Here is a 19,510-nt window from a genome sequence, read left to right on the forward strand (position 1 = left end):
TCACCCCGGTGACCCCCTGACGACGTTGTCCTCCTTGAACGCACGATCCAGTGCGCTCTTCGTCGTCCGCCTTGCCAGGAGGTCACCGTGTGGATCCTCGTGACGATCCCCCTATCCGCGCACCCTCTAAACTCCAGGGCCCGGGGATCGGTACTGGTTGGGACCTCCGGAAACATCGTCGAGGGCCGCCACGATCGGGGGTACCAGCTGTTTGGTCTCGGCGTCCAGCAGTTCGACGAGGTGATCGACCGTGCGGGGGCCGACGAGAGCGCTCGCGACCTGTGGGGCGTCGCGGACCCATATGAGGGCCACCTGGGAGGGCGTGAGGGCAAGGCCGTTCGCGGCCGTGGCGACGGCCTCGACGACGGAACGGCTGCGGGGCTGGAGGTAGGGCTCGAGGAACCATCCGAAGTGCTCGGAGGCGGCCCGGGAGTCCTTCGGGATGGACGTGAGGTACTTGCCGGTGAGGGCGCCCCGACCGAGCGCGGACCAGGCCAGGAGGCCCAGCTGGTGGTGTTGTGCGGCTCCGATGACCTCGACCTCGGCGCGCCGGGCCAGCAGCGAGTACTCCACCTGGACGGAAGCCAGTTTGGTGCGTCCGGCGACGGCCTCCTGCCAGGTCGCGGCGGTGGCGGTCTGCCAGCCGACGAAGTTGCTGATCCCGACGTAGCGGGCCATGCCGCGGGAGACAGCCTGATCCAGTGCCGACAGGGTCTCCTCGATGGGGGCGGTACCCCAGGCGTGGACCTGCCAGAGATCGACGTGATCGGTGCGGAGACGCTTGAGGGAACCCTCCAGGTCACTGAGCAGGGCGGCGCGGGAGGTGTCGACGATGCGTCGCCCCCCGCGGATCACGAACCCGGCCTTGGTGGCGATGACGAGGGATTCGCGAGGCACCCCCGTCGCGAGGAGTTTCCCGATCATCTTCTCCGCGACGCCGCCCCCGTAGGCGGGTGCGGTGTCGATGAGATTGCCCCCCGATTCGACGAACTCGCTGACGATCTCCTGCACCTCCGGCCACTCCACGTCCCGACCCCAGGCCATGGTGCCGAGACCGACGCGGGAGACCTGGAGGCCTGAGCGTCCGAGAGCCCGGTACTCCATCGAAACCCCCAATCAGCCTGCCTGCAGGACGCCGGTCATGAGCAGCGCGGCGACAACCGCTGCCAGTCCCCAACGGTAGTAGACGAAGCCCCGGAAGGTGTGGGTGGAGATGAAACGCAGCAGCCAGGCGATGACCACGTAACCGATGCCGAAGGCCAGGACGGTGGCGAGGATCGTCGGCCCCCACGCGGTGTGGCCCTCGCCGATGTCCTTGAGTTTGTAGAGCCCGGAGCCGAACACGGCCGGGATGGCCAGCAGGAACGAGTACCGGGCCGCCGCCTCACGGGTGTAGCCCATGAAGAGGCCGCCGGAGATGGTCATGCCGGAGCGGGACACCCCCGGGATGAGGGCGCACGCCTGGGCGAGCCCGTACCACAGGCCGTGGCCCCAGGAGAGGTCCTTCAGTTCGCGGGTGTTGCGCTCCGCCATCCTGTCGGCGAGGAGCAGCACCCCGCCGATCGCGACGAGCATGAACACGGTGAGCCACAGGTTGCGCAGGTAGGTGTCGATGGCGTCCTGGAACAGCACGCCGAGAACCACGATGGGGATGGAGCCGATGATGACGAGCCATCCCATGCGCGCGTCGGGATCGTTGCGGTGGACCTTGCCGGTCAGCGACCCGAACCATTGCTTGATGATCCTCACGATGTCGCGCCAGAAGTAGACGAGCACGGCGGTCTCGGTGCCGAGCTGGGTGACGGCGGTGAAGGCGGCGCCGGGGTCCCGACCGTCGAAGAGCAGCTGCCCGACGATGGAGACGTGTGCGCTCGACGAGATGGGCAGGAACTCCGTGAGTCCCTGGACGATGCCCAACACGATGGCCTCGAACCACCCCATGCTTCCTCCTGTTACGTCGCCGTGATGTCCGGGGCAACTCTAGCCCTGAGGTGTGGGAGCCCGGCAACCAACCGGGGTGTGATGTGCGGCCGACACCGAGGTACGGACCATCCGAGATCGTGGCTGCCATGACCGAGCCCTTGCCCCACCTCCTGGAGCGGCTCCCCGAGGGATGCCGATCTCCTGGTAGGGCAACTACCGGGCCCCTGGAGGATGTGCTGGCACTGGATCGGGTGCAGAAGAGGTCATGCATCACCTCCGAAAGGCCTAAGAGGGTGCGCGGATGGGCGAATCCACTGCGGTCGCCCCGGTGACCCCTTGGCTGCGTTGTCCTCCTTGAACGCACGATCCAGTGCGCTCCTCGTCGTCCGCCTTGCCATGAGGCCACCGTGACGATCCTCGTCACGATCCCCCTATCCGCGCACCCTCTAACTTGTCGAAGGACGGCAGCTGATGAGGGTTTCGGATCAGATCGCCAGCCTGAGTGGCCGGCTGGCGGACGACGTTCGTACGCGGCCACAGATGGATGCGCACTACGCGACCTTGGTCAGGGACTGTCTGCAGCGCAGCGGGAGCGCGACTCGCCAGGAGATCGACGCGTTGCTGCTGCCGCTGCTGCCCGAGGTGCTCTCCACCGGGCAGAAGGAGGTCGAGGTCTCCAACCTGCTCGCCGAGCTTCGTCGCGAGGGTTCCATCGTCAACGCAGGCACTCGGACCCAGCCGCGATGGGAGCTTTCATGAATCTGGTGGTGGACGGGTGCAAGGTATGAAAGGAAGCGACCCCTTCGAGGAGGAAAACTCCTTGTCAGCAGGATTCGGGCTTTTTTTGGTGGAGGGGGCGGTGCAGAAAGAAAAAAAGAAAGAGGTGTGCTGAAGCTCGCTGTCGACGCTGGAGCCCAGGGGCGTGGAGGAGGCCAAGATCGAGTGCGCGCGGAGATTCTTCCGAAAGGTGCTGTTCACGACCTTCTTTTCCGCTGGTCGAGCCGGACTGCGCGCGCCAGCGCGCCGTCCGTGTCGAGACCCCTGACACACGGTGCAGGAACTCGAGTTGAGCGGAAGTCCCACGGAGGTCTCGACACGGGTCCTCCGCAGGCTCCGGACCCGGTGTGAGCAGCGGTGGAGAGGACGGCACTGGAGCCGAAATGAGCAACCACCCAAGCTCCGTGAACAACGCCTGAACTCTGAGAGCCAAGAACGGCGAGAACGTCACGTACGACGTCGTGACGGACTACTTCCAGCTCATGCAACTCGTCACCTCGTAGCCTCACCCCGCATCGCTGCACGAACCAACTCTCCAAGAGGGTGCGCGGATAGGGGATCGTCACGAGGATCAGCACGATGGCCTCCTGGCAAGGCGGACGACGAAGAGCGCACTGGATCGTGGCAGTTGAGGAGGACGACGCCGCCAGGGGGCATCGGGGCGACCGCAGTAGATGAGCCTATCCGCGCACTCTCTAAGCTTGGGATCATGCTGCTGGAGTTTCCCCATCCGGACCGGGTCGTCGTCGGCGCCCTGGGCGACGCGGGGGAGCGCACCTTCGTACTGCAGGTGCGGCAGCGGGACCAGCTCGCCGCCGTCCAGATCGAGCGCGACGCGGTGCTGTCGGTTGCCCGCCGGATTGACTCCCTCCTCGAGGAGTCCGTGCTGCTGGGCTGGCTGGGGGAGCCGCCCGGGGAGATCCAGCCGGACCTCGGCCCGCTGGACGAGCCCCTCGTCGTGTTGTTCACGGTGCGGGCCGTCGGCTGGGCCCTCGACACGGCCCGGGGCGCCATCCAGGTGGAACTGTTCGCGGGCAGCCCCGAGCGTGAGACGGAACTCCTCGACACCATCATCCAGATCTGGCTCTACCCCCGCGTGGCACGGGAGTTCACCGCCCGGGTGCGCCACGTCATCGCGACGACGGACCCGCCCTGCCCCTTCTGCGCCCAGCCGGTCCACGCCCTGGGCCACATCTGCCCCCGCGCCAACGGCTACCGCGCCCCGCTGTTCTGAACCAGGCGCGGCCCGAGCGACGAAACAGCGGCGTCCGGGGTCGTCGTTGGTTCTCGCCGGTGCCGAGGCAGTAGTTTTGGATTCATGTACTCGTGGGCCCCCGTTGATGTTCCCAGCCTGCCGCCATCCGACGGCGTCCCCCGTCGACTCCGGCTGCACGACACCGCCACCCGCCAGCTGGTGGAGGTGGGGCCCACCAGCGGTGAGGCCCGCATGTACGTGTGCGGCATCACCCCCTATGACGCCACTCATCTCGGGCACGCCAACACCTATCTGGCCTTCGACCTCATCCACCGCGTCTGGCTCGACCTGGGTCTCCGCGTCAACTACACCCAGAACGTCACCGACGTCGACGACCCCCTCCTGGAACGCGCCCGCGACACCGGCCGCGACTGGGAGGAACTCGCCGAGGACCAGACCGAGCTGTTCCGCTCCGACATGGAGCACCTTCGGGTCATCCCGCCCACCCACTACGTGGGGGCCGTTGAATCCATCCCCAGCGTCGTCGCGCTCATCGAGCAGCTCCTGCCGAGCGGACTCGTCTACCAGGTCGACGATCCCGAGCACCCCGACTGGTACTTCCAGACGGCCGCCGCCCCCGGCTTCGGGGCGATCAGCCACCTCGACGAGGGGGAGATGACCGCGCTGTTCACCGAGCGCGGCGGCGACCCGGACCGCCCCGGCAAACGACACCCCCTCGACTGCCTCCTGTGGCGATGCGCCCGCCCGGGGGAGCCCAGCTGGACCTCGTCGCTCGGCCCGGGACGCCCCGGCTGGCACATCGAGTGCACTGCCATCGCCCTCGACAGGCTCGGACCCGCCTTCGACGTCCAGGGCGGCGGCAGCGACCTCACCTTCCCGCACCACGAGATGTGCAGCGCGGAGGCCGTCGTCGCCTCGGGTCAGCCGCTGGCCACGGCCTACGTGCACTCCGGCATGGTGGCCCTCCATGGGGAGAAGATGTCGAAGTCCAAGGGAAACCTCGAACTGGTGAGCCGCCTCCGCAACAAGGGGGCGCACCCGATGGCGATCCGTCTCGCCCTCCTCAACCACCACTATCGCTCCGACTGGGAGTGGACCGACGCCGATCTGACCACCGCGACCGAACGCCTCGACCTGTGGCGCTCCGTCATCAACAACGGTGTCAGCCTGCCCGCCACCGAGAGCATCGCTGAGTTGCGCCGTGCGCTGCGCGACGACCTCGACGCCCCGCGCGCCCTCGGCGTCGTCGACACCTGGGCGGCGGCCAGCCTCGCCATCGACGGCGACGACTCGACGGGGATCCGTGAGATGGTCGCCGCAGTGGACGCGCTCCTCGGCGTCAGACTGGATCTTCTAGGCTGAGCGCCGTGAAGACGTTCGAGCAGCTCTTCGAGCAACTGACCGAGACCGCAAGGACCCGCCCGGAAGGGTCCTCCACCGTCGCCCGGCTCGATGCCGGCGTTCACGCGATCGGGAAGAAGATCGTCGAGGAGGCCGCCGAGGTCTGGATGGCGGCGGAGCACGAGTCCAAGGACGCGGCGGCCCTCGAGATCAGCCAACTGCTGTACCACCTGCAGGTCATGATGATCGCCCTGGACCTCGACCTCGACGACATCCACCGCCACCTGTGAGGCCCACCATGCAGACCCCCATGCTCAGGATTGCCGTGCCCAACAAGGGTTCCCTCGCCGAGGCCGCCGCCGCGATGCTCCGCGCCGCCGGGTACCGGCAACGCACCGACTCGAAGGACCTCACCCTCATCGACGAGGCCCACGGTGTGGAGTTCTACTACCTGCGTCCTCGGGACATCGCGGTCTACGTCGGTCAGGGTCATCTCGACGTGGGCATCACCGGCATCGACATGCTGCTCGACTCCGGGGCCGACGCCGAGGAGGTCATGAAACTCGGCTTCGGCGGCAGCCGCTTCCGGTTCGCGGCCCCGGCGGGCAGCGGCTGCACCGTCGACACGTTGGCGGGCAAGCGGATCGCCACCTCCTACCCGGGGCTGCTGGGGGAGTGGCTCACCGCCCAGGGCATCGACGCGAAGCTCGTCAAGCTCGACGGGGCGGTCGAGTCCGCCATCCGACTCGGCGTCGCCGACGTCGTCGCCGACGTGGTCGACACCGGGACCACCCTCAAGCGGGCGGGGCTCGAGATGTTCGGGGAGCCGATCTGTCACTCGGAGGCGGTGCTCATCCGGCGCTCCGGCACCGAGGAACCCGCCGGTCTGGCCTCCCTGCGTACTCGGCTGGAATCCGTCCTCGTCGCCCACAACTACCTCATGATGGACTACAACGTCGCGGAGGAGAACCTCGCCGCGACGACGGCGCTGGCCTCCGGGGTCAACGGCCCCACCGTCTCGAGGCTGGCGCAGCAGGGCTGGCTCGCGGTGCGGGTCCTCGTGCCGAAGCAGGGGGCGCACCTGCTCATGGACCAGCTGTTCGAGGCCGGTGCCCGGGGCATCCTCCTCACCGAACTCAACGCGGTGCGGCTGTGATCACACGATTCCGCGCTTCTTGAGGATCGCCTCGATCTCGTCGAGTTCCTCATCGACCGGCGCGGGCTTGCCCCGTCGGGCGGCCTTCGGGGCGGCGGGCGGCTGCTCCTGCTGAGGGGCGGCTGCTGGCTTGGGTGCCCCGCCGAGCGCGGGCTTGCGTGGCTCGGCCGCGACGGATCGCTGCTTGGGTTCCTTGGGGGCCGGGGTGCGCTCCGACCTGGGGAGGAACCCGCTGGCCACCACCAGCAGGACGCCGAGGCCGCCGAGGCCTGCGCCCCAGGTCATGACGTTGGTCCACTCCGTGCGCTGCCCCCAGTCGATGAGGCTGCCGATCCCGTTGATGAGCAGCGTCAGCAGGCCGGTCAGCTGAAGGCCGAGCGGGACGAGTGCCAGGCCGATTCCTGCGACGAGGACCCTGAGGCTCCTGTTGCGGGCGAACAGGCCCGCCGTGATGGCGATGATGACGGTCATGACGGCGATCGTGACGAACAGCGCGGTACCCATGCGGTCAAGCATTTCACAGGCGCGTGATGAGGGTGGCCGGGTTCCCACCTTCATCACGACGGACACCGGTCTCGCCCGGCTCCCGGGGCGCAGGTGACGTCGGCCCGCGTAGGGGCTGCCACGGCGTCGCTGGTCCTGCCCGGGCATGACAGATTTGCATTCTCAATATCACTGCGCATAGGTTGACATTCGTTCATCGCATGTCGGCAGCACCGGCTGGTGCCGTCCGGTGATCCCTTCGCGGGGATCACGGCACCCGGCGCCGGTGCGCAGGGGAACCCGGTCGAATGCCGGGACTGGCGCGCAACGGTGGGCGGCCTGAAGGGCCGCGAGTCCGAACACCTGGCCGACATCGTCATCTCGAGGACCACGCGACATGGTCCGGAAGGAGTGCCGTGCCCCACCCAGTGGCCGCCATCCGAGGCCTCAGCGTCCGATTCGGCGACGTGACGGCGCTCGATGAACTCGACCTGACCATCCAGCCCGGTGAACGGGTGGGCCTCATCGGCGAATCCGGATCGGGGAAGTCCATGACGGCTTCCGCGCTGCTCGGCCTCCTGCCCCGCAATGCAACCGTGACCGGCTCCGTCCAGCTGCGGGGCATCGAGCTCGTGGGCCATCCCGAGAAGGAGCTGCGGCGACTCCGCGGCGACGCCGTCGGGCTGGTCGCCCAGGATCCGAGAACCGCCCTCAACCCTCTCGTGATGGTCGGTCACCAGGTCGCCGAGCCGTTGCGGGCCAAGGGGGTCAAGGCCGCCGAGGCCCGTCGTCGCGCCGTCGACCTCCTTGCTCAGGTCCGCCTCCCCGACCCGGAACGACTGGCCCGCCGGTATCCGGGCGCCCTGTCCGGGGGCCAGCGTCAGCGGGTCGGGATCGCGATGGCGCTCGCGGCCGACCCTGCGCTGCTCATCGCCGACGAACCCACCTCCGCCCTCGACACCACCGTCCAGGCGGGGGTGCTGGCACTCCTCGCCGAACTGCCGCCGACATCGTCGCTGTTGTTCATCACCCATGACATCGCCGTCGCGGCGCTCCTCTGTAGTCGGCTCGTGGTGCTGCGACGCGGGGTGAAGGTCGCTGACGGTCCCACCGCCGAGGTGACCGGGAACCCGCCCCATGAGTACGTGTCGGAGTTGCTGCTGGCCAGCTCCTCCACCGCACTCCCGGACACCTGTGAGTCCCTCAACATGCTGACCAGGGAGAGCGCATGACCACCGGCCTGACCGCATCCGGCCTCGTGAGGACCTACGGCAGCCGTGGCCTGCTGGCCCGGTTCCGGCGCAGCGACGCGGTTCGTGCCGTCGACGGGGTCGACGTCGACCTGCGTCAGGGGCAGCGCCTCGGCATCGTGGGGGAGTCGGGCTCCGGCAAGTCCACCCTCATGCGTCTGCTGCTCGGCCTCGAGGCCCCCGACCAGGGGACGGTCGTCCTCGACGGGCGGGAGGTGAGGGCAGGGGCGGACCTCGCCTGGTTCCGGCGGCGGGTGCAGTTCGTCCCCCAGGATCCCTCCAGCTCCCTCAACCCCCACCTGCGGATCCGCGACTGCGTCCGGGAGCCGTTGCAGTGCCTCGGCATCACCGGCGACCACGGGGCGCGGATCCTCGAGTGCCTCGACGCGGTGGGGCTCGACCCGTCACTGGCCGACCGCTACCCGGGCGAGCTCTCCGGCGGGCAACGGCAACGGGTCGCCATCGCCCGGGCCCTCGCGCCCAAGCCCGAGGTCATCGTCGCCGACGAGGCGGTCAGCGCCCTCGACGCCCTGGTGCGGTTGCAGGTCATGACGACGTTGCGTGAGATCTGCGACACGGAACAGGTGTCGCTCATCTTCATCTCCCACGACCTCGGGGCGGTGTGCTTCCTGTGTGACTCGGTGATGGTGATGAGCCGCGGCAGGGTGGTCGAGGCGGGGGCGGTCCCGGCCCTCTTCGAGGCCCCCGCGGCGCCGGAGACGAGGGCGCTGGTGTCCTCGGTCCCGGTCCAGCCGGGGGTGTGACGGTGTTGAAGGCATCCGCCCGGGACGGCACCCTCGCCCTCATGCGTCGGCTCTCGACGCCGCTGCGGCTCCTGGTCATCACCCAGTTCGCGTTCAACGTGGGCTTCTACCTCGTCGTGCCGTTCATCGCGGCCCATCTGGCCGAGGACCTCGCGTTGGCGGGATGGGTGATCGGCCTGGTGCTGGGGCTGCGCACCTTCTCGCAGCAGGGACTGTTCTTCCTCGGCGGGGCGCTCGCGGACCGGTTCGGTATCCGGGCCACCATCCTCATCGGCATCCTCGTCCGGATCGTCGGTTTCGTCACCATGGGGCTGGCCGGCGAGGTGTGGTCGGTGATGCTCGGCGTCACCCTCATCGGTCTGGCCGCCGCCCTGTTCTCGCCGGCCGTGGAGTCCGCGTTGACGGCGTGGGCCGGGGACCTCGAGGCCGCGGGTGGTCCCCGACGAATCGATGTCATCGGCCTCGAGATGATGGCGTCGAAGCTCGGCACCATCGTCGGGCCGATCCTCGGCGGGGTGCTCCTCGTCGTGCCCTTCACCACCACCTGTTTCGTGGCTGCTGGGGTCTTCGCCCTGATCCTGGCGGCACATCTCGTCTGGCTTCCGGCGGGGGCCCGCGTCGGGTCGTCCAGCCGCGTCGGGGAGTCGCTGCGCGGGGTGCTCTCGAACCGGCGCTTCCTCTGGTTCGCCCTCATCCACTGCACCTATCTGGTCAGCTACAACCAGCTGTACCTCGCCGTCCCGGTGGAACTGACCCGCATCGGCGCCCCCAGCGCCCAGATCACCTGGCTCTTCGGGCTGGCCGCGGTGCTCGTCATCGGACTGCAGCTACCCGTCACGCGGGCAGTCGCCCACTGGTCCATGTCCCGGACCCTGGCCCACGGATACGGTCTCATGGCCGCCGGGTTCGTCGCCGTCGCCGGCTTCGCCGCCCTGCCTCCACTGCCGGGGATCCTCGCCTACGTGCCGTCGGTGCTCTTCGTCATCGGTCTCCACCTCGGACAGATCCTGGTGCTGCCCGCAGCCAGGGCGACCGTCGCCGATCTGGCGGGTGGGCACCGGCTCGGCAGCCATCTCGGGATGCTGGCCTCCATCGGGGGTGCGGCGGTCCTCGTGGTGAGCACCGCGATCGGTGTGATCCTGCCGTGGTCCAGCCACACCTCCGCCGCGGCCCCCGTGCCGTGGCTCCTGCTGGCCGTCCTGCCGGCCCTCTCAGCCGTCGGCGCCGTCGCCTTCTCGCGACGGTGCCTCTCAACCGATTCCAGGAAGGGAAATCCATGAACCGACGTCGACTCCTCGGCCTTGTCGCGGCCGGGACCGCAGTACTCACCCTCGCCACGGGCTGCGTGGTGGGTGGCGGTGGTGAGAGCCCCACCGCCACAGGCGGCTCCTCCGGCTCCGATGCGGCCCCCCGACTCCGGGTGGCCCTCAACTTCGCGCCCGTGGCGAACCTGTCGCCCTACACCGACGACGCCTCCAGCCTCATGCGCCTCGGGGTCTCCGAGTCCCTCATCTCGATCGACGCGAACGGGGTGCCCCAGCCGGCGCTGGCCGAGAAGTTCGAGATGGTCGACGAGATGACCGCGAAGTTCACCCTGCGTTCCGGGGTCACGTTCCATGACGACTCCCCGGTCAACGCCGAGGCCGTGGTCGCCAGCCTCCAGGCCGCGCTCAAGGCCGACCCGGCGCCGAGCACCGTCTCGGGACGCGAACTGACGATCACCGCGGAGGGCGAGGACGTGGTCGTCGTCAAGGCCGCGGAGGCCGACCCCATCCTCATCATGCGGTTCGCGAACCCGGACATGGTGATCCTCGCCCCGAAGGCATATGAGGCCGACCCGAACCAGCCCAACCCGGTCGACGCCGGCACCGGGCCCTTCGAGCTGACGAAGCTCGACGGCTCCACCCATGCGACCCTCGAGGCCAACGCCTCCTACTGGGGAGGTGCGCCGAAGGTCGCCGGGCTGGATGCCCAGTTCATCGGCAAGGCTGACGCCCGGGTCAACGCGATGCGTGCCGGGGAACTGGATGTCTTCCAGAACGTCCCCGTCGCCCAGCTGCCGAACATGGACGGGTTCACCGTCGAGAGCCGCGCGATTCCCCGCACCTCCGGGCTGTACCTCAACACGAAGTCCGGCCCCTTCACTGATCCCGGGCTCCGGGTCGCCGCTGCGAAGGCCATCGACGGCAGCGTGATCGCCTCGAGCGTCTTCGAGGGACACGCCGACCCGGCCAAGGGGATCTTCCGCGGCGACGTGGACTGGACCAAGGATCGTCAGGACCCGGCCTATGCCGAGGCGAAGGATCCGGCGGGCACCACGATCACCATCGCCACCTACTCGGATCGTCCGGAGCTGCCCGAGGCGATCACCATCATCGCCGACCAGCTGCGCGCGGCCGGTTTCACGGTCGAGACCCCCGTCGTGAAGGAGTACCCGGTGCTGGAGCCCGACATCATGGCGGGCAAGTTCGACATGGTCCTGCTGTCGCGCATGTACATGTCCAAGGCCAACGACCCGCTGAGCCTCATCCAGCTCGACTTCACCTGTGAGGGCGGCTACAACCTCGCCTTCCTGTGTGATCCCGCCGTCGACGAGGTCGTCAACGGTGCCGTCGCCAACGCCGATGTGGCCGCGCGACGCGCCGCCGCCGTCAAGGCCGAGGGCCTCGTCCTCGGTTCCGGGGCCTACATCCCGGTGGTCCACGAGCAGGTCCGCATCGCCCGGGTCAACGAGGTGTCGGGCCTGGCGGAGGATCCGCTGGAGTGGAAGATGATCACCGAGCAGACCACCATCACCAAGTGAGCTGAGCGGTGAACAGGTCGAGTCTGCGTTCCACCTGGACGCTCGTCGGGGCCTTCCTCGCGGCCGCGCTCTTCGCCGGTTCGCTGCCCTGGCTGACGGGCAGCGATCCCGCTCGCACCGTGCTCCGCGCGAGGCAGCAGGAGCGGGACGCGGACCCGGCCGCCCTCGAGGCGATCCGGGAGAGCCTCAACCTCCCGGAGAACCCGTTCATCGGGACCTGGCAGTGGCTGACCCGCGCCATCAGGGGTGACCTCGGGGTCTCCTGGGTCAGCGGCACCCCCGTGACCGACAAGATCGGCTCCTCCCTGCTCGTGTCGCTCAACCTGTCGGGGATGGCGGCGGCGGCCACCCTGATCCTGGGGTTCCTCCTCGTTGCACCCATGATCCTCGCCGTCGGTCGGGGTCGTCCCGCGGCCTCGCCCGTGCTGCGTGTGGTCTCGGCGGTGCTCGCCGCGATTCCCGAGTTCGTCCTCGCGGTGCTGCTGCCGTTCATCTTCGCGGTGCGGTTGCGCTGGCTGCCCGCCACGGGATGGCGGACGACGGAGCACGCGATCCTGCCCGTCACGGCCATCGCGGTCGCCTCCGTCGGGGTCCTGCTGCGCGTCCTCATGACCGCCGTCACGGCCGTTGCCGACGAGGACTGGGTGCGCACCTGGCGGGCCAACGGCGCCCGCCCCGGCCGGATCTCCGTCGAGGTGGCCAGGCGAGCCCTGGCCGTGGTCCTGCCCCAGGTCCTCCTGCTGCTGGCCGGCATCGTCGGCGCCTCCGTCGTCGTGGAGGACACCTTCGCCATCCCCGGCCTGGGGCGCACATCCCTGAACGCCGCCCTCGCCCAGGACGTGCCCGTCGTGCAGGGGGCGATGGCGGTGCTCGTCCTGCTCGGCGTGGTGGTGGGGACCATCGGGAACCTGCTCCACCGCTGGCTCATGGCCCCCGCGCTGGGGGCCGGGCAGGGTGCGGCCCCCGTCCGGCACGTCGCCGTCATCCGACGGGGCTGGGGCTGGTGGGCCTCGGTGACCCTGCTCGTCGTGCTCGTCGTCGGCGGCTGGTTCCGCACCAGTTCCGTGGACCCGTTGGCCCGCAACTCCGGCCCGTCCTGGCTGCACCCGCTCGGGACCGACCACGTCGGCCGGGACGTCTGGGCCCGGGTGGGGGAGGGGGCGTGGCTCACCATCGGTTCCGCCGTGGTGCTGACCCTCATCTGCCTTGCCATCGGGCTGCTCGTCGGATTGGCCTCGAAGCAGGGGGGAGCGGGGATCACCGACATCCTCAACGCCATCCCGTCGGTCTTCCTCGGTGTCGTGCTCGCGGCGGCGATGGAGGCGGGGCTGTTCACGGCGTGGCTCGCGATCTGCCTCGTCGGGTGGATCCCCCTGGCAGTCCACACCCGGACCCTCGCGGCGGAGGCGCGGGCTGCGGGCTTCCACCAGGCGGCCATCACGTCCGGGGCGTCGAGCTGGTGGATCACCCGCAGACACATCCTCCCCAGCGTCTTCCGCCCCGTCCTCGGCCATGCGCTGGTCCGGTTGCCCCACCTGGCGTTGGCCCTCACGGCCCTGGGTTTCCTGGGGCTCGGGGCCGGGCACGACTCCCCGGAGTGGGGCAAGCTCCTGGCGGACTCGGTGCTGCACATGGAGCAGGCCCCCTGGGCGGTGTTCTTCCCGGCCATGGGGCTGGTGCTGCTGGGACTGGTGACCAACCTTGCCAGAGCAGAATGACACCTGAAGGAGGGATAGGATCGCGGTCATGCCGAAACAACACGATGATGTGGCCGATGACCACGACGACGAAGGTGGTGCACCCGGTTGGGAGGCCATTGACGCTGCCTGCCTGAGGCTTTACCCGGAGCAGCCGGAGCCCTTCCACTATGGCTCCATACCGTTCTCCTTCTTCCAGCCCCAAGGGCTTGAGGGGGTCGCGGTGTTCCGGGTCGCCCAGCCTGAGCCGCACTGGCACTACGTCTCCTACGGGTTGTCGGACCTGTTCGGGGAGCAGGACGGGCCGGACGAGGACGGCGACTCCGGATATGGATTCGAGCTCACCTTCCGCCTGGCGGACCCGCAGGCGATGACGGCGGAGGAGCCTCCGACGTGGCCGGTCGACCTGCTCCAGAACCTGAGCCGGTACGTGTTCAGCACGGGCAACTGCTTCGCCGCCAACCACCACATGGACCTGGGAGGGAAGATCGGGTCGGAGGAGGAGACCGACCTCACCGCCATCGGTTTCGTGCCGGACCCCGATCTTGGGGAGATCGAGACCCCGAGCGGTCGGGTCCGGTTCCTGCAGCTCTTCGGGCTGACCGGGACCGACCTCGACGACGTCAAGGCGTGGAGCGCGGAACCGCTGTATGACCTGCACGCCACGCGGCATCCGAAGCACGTCACCGATCTGGCGAGCGGACCGTTGCGGGAGGACCCGGAGGTGGCCCGACTCATCGACGAGGGCAAGCAGCGCGACGGCTCCCAGATGGAGCGAACCTTCGTCGACAGCGTCAAGGTGGCGGAGGTCGAGGGGAGGCTGGAGATCACCATCGGCGCCCGGGTCGCCGGGGAGCTTCCCGGCTACCTCATGGGCAGACTGCCGTTCGGGCGGGACTTCATGCTCATCGGCAATGAGGACGGCCTCACCTTCGAATCGGCCGAGTCCACGTCGTGGGAGCTGGGCGAGGTGGAGAACTTCCTCCGGCTCACCCCGGCCGACCTGGAGCAGGTCGTGGCCGTCCTCGAACCGAAGCGGGGGCGCCACGAGGCCCCGGCTGGGGTGGTGTGGATCATCGAACCCACCGAGATGAAGGATCCCAACGGCAACGTCGTCGAGGTCATCGGGTAGCAGGGACAAACAGGCAGGATTCCGGTAGGCGCCAGACAGAACCGAGGCGACCCGATGCCCTGTCGGACCCGAGCTGCCCTTGCTCCGTTGGTCGAGCCGTCCGTGTCGAGACCTCCGCAACGGTCCCGACGATCCCGCACCGGGTCTCGACTCGAGGCCTGCGGCCTCGGCTCGACCAGCGGAAGGTAGTGAGCCGAGGGCGTAACGCATCCGAGAGTCGTGACCTGGGGAGGTTCCCTTCCCTCCGTTGGTCGAGCCGGGTCCCGGAACGTAGTGGAGGGGCCCGTGTCGAGACCCGGTGACGATTCGCAGGGACTGCTTCGGTGGTCTCGACACGGACAGCTCGTGATGCTCGCCGTCCGGCTCGACCAACGGAGGGGCCGTGTCGCGGTCCGCTGTTGCCCAAATCGGGTTTGCCTGATCTGATGCGTGTGCGGCCGTCCCCAGAAGGCGGCTGTTTGGTCCTTGCGGGTCGAACCGGTAAGGTGTTCAGGTGTTGTAAGCGACGCGGATGCGTTCGCTCATGGAAGTGGAGGCCTGACCTCCCACCTGGATCGCCGAGGCGGTCGGGTCGGATCGCACCCCGGGTGCGCCGTCAGGCCTTCGCGCATGCGCGGAGGCCATTTTCCTGTCGTCCAACCGAAAACTCGACCTTGGAGGAACCCATCAGCACTGAACCGCGGATCAACGAACGTATTCGAGTACCCGAAGTCCGACTCGTCGGCCCCAAGGGGGAGCAGGTCGGCATCGTGCGTCTTGAGGACGCACTCCGCCTCGCGGTGGAGAGTGATCTCGACCTCGTCGAGGTGGCTCCCCAGGCGCGTCCCCCGGTTTGCAAGCTGATGGACTACGGCAAGTTCAAGTACGAGGCGGCGCAGAAGGCGCGTGACGCCCGCAAGAACCAGTCGAACACCATCACCAAGGAGATGAAGCTCCGTCTCAAGATCGACAACCACGACTACGAGACGAAGAAGGGTCACGTCGTTCGCTTCCTCAAGGGCGGCGACAAGGTGAAGATCACCATCATGTTCCGTGGCCGTGAGCAGTCACGACCGGAACTGGGCATCGAGCTGCTCAAGCGGCTCGCCAACGACGTGGCCGAGTTCGGCTTCGTCGAGTCCGCCCCCAAGCAGGACGGTCGGAACATGCTCATGGTGCTGGGCCCCACCAAGAAGAAGACCGAAGCCAAGGCCGAACAGGCCGAGGAACGGGACCGTCGCATGGAGCAGCGGAAGGCCAACGCCGAGGCGGAGAAGGCTGAGGAGGCCCGGCTCAGGGCCGCAGCACAGCCGTCGAAGAAGAAGCGCGGCCCCGCCGACAACATGGACCCCGACATCGACCTGTGACCCGGGTCGAGCTGAGATACAGAAAGTGAGCCAACAATGCCGAAGATGAAGTCGCATTCCGGCGCCAAGAAGCGTTTCAAGGTCACCGGATCGGGCAAGCTCATGCACCGCCAGGCCAACCTGGGCCACCTCAACGCCCACAAGTCCTCCAAGCGTCTGCGTCGCCTCAAGGGCAACACCGAGATGGCCGCGGCCGACGTGAAGCAGGCCAAGGCACTGCTCGCTGGCCACCCCGGCCGCTGAGCCCCCACCCCTCGTTCACCTGGCCGCCCCCGGCCACCACTTAAGGAGTCAACATGGCACGCGTCAAGCGTTCTGTGAATGCGAAGAAGAAGCGCCGCGAAGTTCTCGAGCTGGCCTCCGGCTACCGTGGTCAGCGTTCGCGCCTGTACCGCAAGGCGAAGGAGCAGATCCTCCACTCCGCCACCTACGCCTACCGCGACCGCCGCGCCAAGAAGGGTGACTTCCGCGCCCTGTGGATCCAGCGGATCAACGCCGCGGCCCGTGCGGAGGGCATGACCTACAACCGTCTCATCAACGGTCTGAAGAACGCCGGCGTCGAGGTCGATCGCAAGATCCTCGCCGACCTGGCCGTCACCGACAGCAACGCCTTCTCCGCTCTGGTCGCGGTCGCCCGCGACAACCAGACCCCGGCCGCTGCCTGAACGTGACCGATTCGAGGAACGCAGCACGTGAGCTCCCGAGCTCCGTGCTGCGTTCCTTTCGTCGGCTGACGCAGCGTCGCGGCCGGGACCTGGCCGGGGAGTTCCTCGTCGAGGGGCGGCAGGCCGTCAGGGAAGCGCTGGCCTCCGATGGACTCGTCACGGCGGTCGTCGTCGCCGATCCGGAACGCCACGCCGACCTCCTCGACGGCACGGACGTCACCGTCTGGCACGGCTCCGAGACCGCGATGCGTCAGCTCTCCGACACCGTCACCCCGCAGGGGATCGTGGCGGTGTGTCGGCAGCCCCACTTCAGCTGGGAGGACTTCGCCGATGCCCGTCTGCTCGTCATCTGCGCCCAGGTGCGCGACCCCGGCAACGCCGGAACCGTGATCCGCTGCGCCGACGCCTTCGGGGCCGACGGGGTCATCCTCACCTCCGGCTCGGTGGAGGTGTGGAACCCGAAGACCGTCCGTTCCACCGTTGGTTCCCTGTTCCACCTGCCGATCCTCACCGGGATCGACCTGGCCGAGGCCGTCGACCGGGTCCACGCCATGGGCATGCAGGTGCTCGCCGCGGATGGCGACGGCGAACCCCTCGACCTCCTCGCCGCTCAGGGGCGCCTGGCCCAGCCCTCTGCCTGGCTCATGGGGAACGAGGCCTGGGGCCTGCCCGAGGCAGATGCCGCCCTGGCGGATCAGGTCGTCGCGATCCCGATGTGGGGCGCCGCGGAGAGCCTCAACCTGTCATCGGCCGCCGCGATCTGTCTGTACCAGACCGCATCCGCCCAGCGTCGTTGAACAACTGCCCGCCCGTTTGTCGGTGGGGGCGGGCAGAATGTCCGTCATGAATGCGCGCGACATCCTCGAGAGCACCGACTGGTCCCACCTCATTCACGCCTACGGCACCGGCGCCGACAATGTGGCTGAGCTGCGCACCCTCCTCGGTGAGGACCGCGCCGCCATGAGGAGCGCAGTCGACGCGCTCGACGGCGCCTACCTCCACCAGAGCTCGATCTTCCCGGCCACCCCGCCCGCTGTTGCCTTCGTGCTGGCGGTGCTTGCGGAGTGGGGGAGCGGGGCCGCCGAGTTTCCCGTGACCCCCGACCTGCTCGCCTGGGTCGAGGAGGTCGGGTGGTCGCTGTACCCGTATCTCGATGACGTGCGTTCCAGGACCCTCGATCAGGGCGCCCAGGACAGGATCGCCGCCGCCCTCGACGCGGGGGAACTGGACTGGGAGGAGCATGCGGAGGACCTGGACCAGGTGCTCGGCAACGCCGCCCTCGGGCTCCTCGAACTCGCACCGACGGCCGTGCGAGTGCTGTCCGACCTGCCCGTCGCTCCGGCCCGGGAGCTGGACCGGGCGGCGGTGGGGGCCGCCATCCCGTGGGTCATCATCGCCGGGGACGACCGGGCGGCCTCGATCCTCGTCGCCCGTCTGGAGCAGCTCCCCGACGACCTCACGCCCGCCCAACTGGCCAGCGTGGTGCGCTCGCTGGCTGACCTGGGCGCCGACGTCACCCGGTGGCTGCGGCACGAACACCCGGGCGTACGCGCCTTCGCTGCCATGCAGTGCCCCGGATCGGAGGAGGCGGCCGAGGTGCTCGTCGAGGCCCTCAGGCATCCCGAGGAGATCGCGGGCTGGTTCGACCACTGGCCGAGCGACGGGACCCGCTGGACTGGCACCCACGTGCTGTGCCCCGCGCTGGCGCGGTTCAACCTCCCGCTGGAACGGATCGCCCCGGCGGCTGCGGCCGTCATCCGGGCGTCGAACGGCTCCTTCCCCGAATACGAGTGGTACCCGCTCGTCCGGGACCACTTCGCGACGACACCGGCCACCCTGAGCGAGCGTCGGCTCCCCAAGCCTCTCACCGCCGCGCACAAGGAGATCCTCCAGGCCATGGTCGACAACGACGCGATCTGGGACCAGAGCAACGGGAACATGTCGGTTGTTCGCAGGTCCATGGGGATCAACATCCCCCGTTCGAAGCTGCGGGCCCGGCTGTGAACCGGTGCGAACAGCTCATCGTCGGAACCGACTGGAGCTCTCTGGGAAGCCACGCCCACGGTCCCGCCACCGACCTGCCGGAACTGCTCGGCGTGCTGCTCCGTGGCGACCGCGAGGCCGCCCGGGAAGCCGTGTACGACATCTGGGAGGCGACGATGTACCAGGGGCGGGCATTCGACTCGACCCCACCGGTCGTGCGGTTCCTCGCCCACTGGATCGCAGGGCAAGGGGATGAGGACTGGTACGAAGGCGGGCCTTACCACGCGCTCCTGCACATCCACGAATCGGGCCAGGCGGCTTTAGAGGGTGCGCGGACAGGCGAATCTACTGCGGTCGCCCCGGTGTCCCCCTGGCGTCGTTGTCCTCCTCGAACGCACGATCCAGTGCGCTCTTCGTCGTCCGCCTTGCCATGAGGCCACCGTGTCGGTCCTCGTGACGATCCCCCTATCCGCGCACCCTCTCAAACGCTGGGGGCGGAGGCCCCGGAGCTCGCGGACTGCGCGGCCGAGGTCCTGGAGACCCTGGGCCCCTTGGCCCTGCTTCCGGAGCATCCAGGGGATGTCATCGTCGCCGCCACGCTGCTGCCCTGGGTGGGGATCCTCGGTGCCCACCCGCAGGCGGTCAGCATTCGAAACCGGTTGGAGGAGGCGCTGGCGGGCGAGGCGCACGAGTGGCGGGGCCTGGCGGTCCTCGGGCTGGGGGAGTTGGGGCGGGACGTGTCCGATTTCCTCGATGATCCTGATCCGGGCATCCGGACGTGTGCCGCGTTGACCAGTCCGGGGCCCAGCGCCGTCGCGATCCTTGAGGAGGCGGCCGCGCTGGGGGAGGCGGCCGAGAAGTGGTTCGCCTGGACGATCAGTTTCCGGTTCCTGCGCGGGATCGCGGAAGCCTGCGCCGACGAGCTCGCCGCGAGACGCGACGGACAGGCCTGAGCCGCAGACCGCGTCATCCGT

Annotated in this window: 20 protein-coding genes; 17 read left to right on the top strand and 3 right to left on the bottom strand. The window is 68.8% G+C overall.

Annotated elements, in window-relative coordinates:
• Positions 1–126 precede the first annotated feature (126 nt).
• Together EII35_RS10625 and EII35_RS10630 are read right to left on the bottom strand one after the other, a co-directional pair.
• On the bottom strand, positions 127–1,104 hold the full coding sequence (locus EII35_RS10625; RefSeq protein ID WP_125228448.1) for an aldo/keto reductase: 978 nt from the start codon (positions 1,102–1,104) through the stop codon (positions 127–129).
• Positions 1,105–1,116: 12 nt separating this feature from the next.
• Complete coding sequence (locus EII35_RS10630; protein ID WP_125228449.1) at positions 1,117–1,941, bottom strand: undecaprenyl-diphosphate phosphatase; 825 nt, start codon at positions 1,939–1,941, stop codon at positions 1,117–1,119.
• A 453-nt stretch (positions 1,942–2,394) separates the two neighbouring features.
• Here EII35_RS10630 and EII35_RS10635 point away from each other — a divergent pair, with 453 nt between their 5' ends.
• The 5 genes from EII35_RS10635 to hisG all read left to right on the top strand — a co-directional run bounded on the left by EII35_RS10635 (position 2,395) and on the right by hisG (position 6,413).
• On the top strand, positions 2,395–2,682 hold the full coding sequence (locus EII35_RS10635) for a hypothetical protein (protein WP_125228450.1): 288 nt from the start codon (positions 2,395–2,397) through the stop codon (positions 2,680–2,682).
• 727 nt (positions 2,683–3,409) lie between these two features.
• Positions 3,410–3,934 carry a DUF3090 family protein gene (locus EII35_RS10640; RefSeq protein ID WP_125228451.1) on the top strand — a complete coding sequence of 175 codons (525 nt, stop codon included), beginning with the start codon at positions 3,410–3,412 and terminating at the stop codon, positions 3,932–3,934.
• An 84-nt stretch (positions 3,935–4,018) separates the two neighbouring features.
• Positions 4,019–5,278 carry a cysteine--1-D-myo-inosityl 2-amino-2-deoxy-alpha-D-glucopyranoside ligase gene (gene mshC, locus EII35_RS10645; protein ID WP_125228452.1) on the top strand — a complete coding sequence of 420 codons (1,260 nt, stop codon included), beginning with the start codon at positions 4,019–4,021 and terminating at the stop codon, positions 5,276–5,278.
• 5 nt (positions 5,279–5,283) lie between these two features.
• Positions 5,284–5,547, top strand: a complete 264-nt coding sequence (locus EII35_RS10650; protein WP_125228453.1) for a phosphoribosyl-ATP diphosphatase — start codon at positions 5,284–5,286, stop codon at positions 5,545–5,547.
• Between the two features lie 20 nt (positions 5,548–5,567).
• Positions 5,568–6,413, top strand: a complete 846-nt coding sequence (hisG, locus tag EII35_RS10655) for an ATP phosphoribosyltransferase (RefSeq protein WP_125228454.1) — start codon at positions 5,568–5,570, stop codon at positions 6,411–6,413.
• Here hisG and EII35_RS10660 read toward each other — a convergent pair whose 3' ends face one another.
• Entirely contained in the window at positions 6,414–6,917 is a 504-nt protein-coding gene (locus tag EII35_RS10660; RefSeq protein WP_125228455.1) for a hypothetical protein, read from the bottom strand.
• Positions 6,918–7,312: 395 nt separating this feature from the next.
• Here EII35_RS10660 and EII35_RS10665 point away from each other — a divergent pair, with 395 nt between their 5' ends.
• The 12 genes from EII35_RS10665 (at position 7,313) to EII35_RS10720 (ending at position 19,489) form a co-directional block, all read left to right on the top strand.
• On the top strand, positions 7,313–8,128 hold the full coding sequence (locus EII35_RS10665) for an ABC transporter ATP-binding protein (protein WP_125228456.1): 816 nt from the start codon (positions 7,313–7,315) through the stop codon (positions 8,126–8,128).
• Positions 8,125–8,910: an ABC transporter ATP-binding protein gene (locus EII35_RS10670; protein ID WP_125228457.1), complete on the top strand. Its 786-nt coding sequence runs from the start codon at positions 8,125–8,127 to the stop codon at positions 8,908–8,910. Before EII35_RS10665 ends, EII35_RS10670 begins: the two co-directional genes overlap by 4 nt.
• A 2-nt stretch (positions 8,911–8,912) precedes the next feature.
• Positions 8,913–10,190: an MFS transporter gene (locus EII35_RS10675; protein WP_260465101.1), complete on the top strand. Its 1,278-nt coding sequence runs from the start codon at positions 8,913–8,915 to the stop codon at positions 10,188–10,190.
• Positions 10,187–11,713: an ABC transporter substrate-binding protein gene (locus tag EII35_RS10680; RefSeq protein ID WP_125228458.1), complete on the top strand. Its 1,527-nt coding sequence runs from the start codon at positions 10,187–10,189 to the stop codon at positions 11,711–11,713. The genes EII35_RS10675 and EII35_RS10680 overlap by 4 nt, the downstream gene beginning before the upstream one ends.
• An 8-nt stretch (positions 11,714–11,721) precedes the next feature.
• Positions 11,722–13,431, top strand: a complete 1,710-nt coding sequence (locus tag EII35_RS10685; RefSeq protein WP_125228459.1) for an ABC transporter permease subunit — start codon at positions 11,722–11,724, stop codon at positions 13,429–13,431.
• A gap of 28 nt (positions 13,432–13,459) precedes the next feature.
• Positions 13,460–14,542, top strand: coding sequence for a suppressor of fused domain protein (locus tag EII35_RS10690; protein WP_125228460.1), 1,083 nt, complete (start codon positions 13,460–13,462; stop codon positions 14,540–14,542).
• A 653-nt stretch (positions 14,543–15,195) separates the two neighbouring features.
• Positions 15,196–15,888: a translation initiation factor IF-3 gene (infC, locus tag EII35_RS10695; RefSeq protein ID WP_124842666.1), complete on the top strand. Its 693-nt coding sequence runs from the start codon at positions 15,196–15,198 to the stop codon at positions 15,886–15,888.
• Between the two features lie 36 nt (positions 15,889–15,924).
• The gene (rpmI, locus tag EII35_RS10700) at positions 15,925–16,131 is read left to right on the top strand and encodes a 50S ribosomal protein L35 (protein ID WP_125228461.1); all 207 of its coding nucleotides are present in this window, start codon (positions 15,925–15,927) and stop codon (positions 16,129–16,131) included.
• A gap of 53 nt (positions 16,132–16,184) precedes the next feature.
• Positions 16,185–16,553, top strand: a complete 369-nt coding sequence (gene rplT, locus EII35_RS10705) for a 50S ribosomal protein L20 (RefSeq protein WP_125228462.1) — start codon at positions 16,185–16,187, stop codon at positions 16,551–16,553.
• 2 nt (positions 16,554–16,555) lie between these two features.
• Positions 16,556–17,350, top strand: coding sequence for a TrmH family RNA methyltransferase (locus tag EII35_RS10710; protein ID WP_395858243.1), 795 nt, complete (start codon positions 16,556–16,558; stop codon positions 17,348–17,350).
• Positions 17,351–17,396: 46 nt separating this feature from the next.
• A complete protein-coding gene (locus EII35_RS10715; RefSeq protein ID WP_125228463.1) occupies positions 17,397–18,557 on the top strand; it encodes a hypothetical protein in 1,161 nt (386 codons plus the stop codon).
• 530 nt (positions 18,558–19,087) lie between these two features.
• A complete protein-coding gene (locus EII35_RS10720; RefSeq protein ID WP_125228464.1) occupies positions 19,088–19,489 on the top strand; it encodes a hypothetical protein in 402 nt (133 codons plus the stop codon).
• Positions 19,490–19,510: the final 21 nt, after the last annotated feature.

The organism is Arachnia propionica, from assembly GCF_003932785.1.
In the GTDB taxonomy this organism is placed as follows: Bacteria; Actinomycetota; Actinomycetes; order Propionibacteriales; family Propionibacteriaceae; genus Arachnia; species Arachnia propionica_B.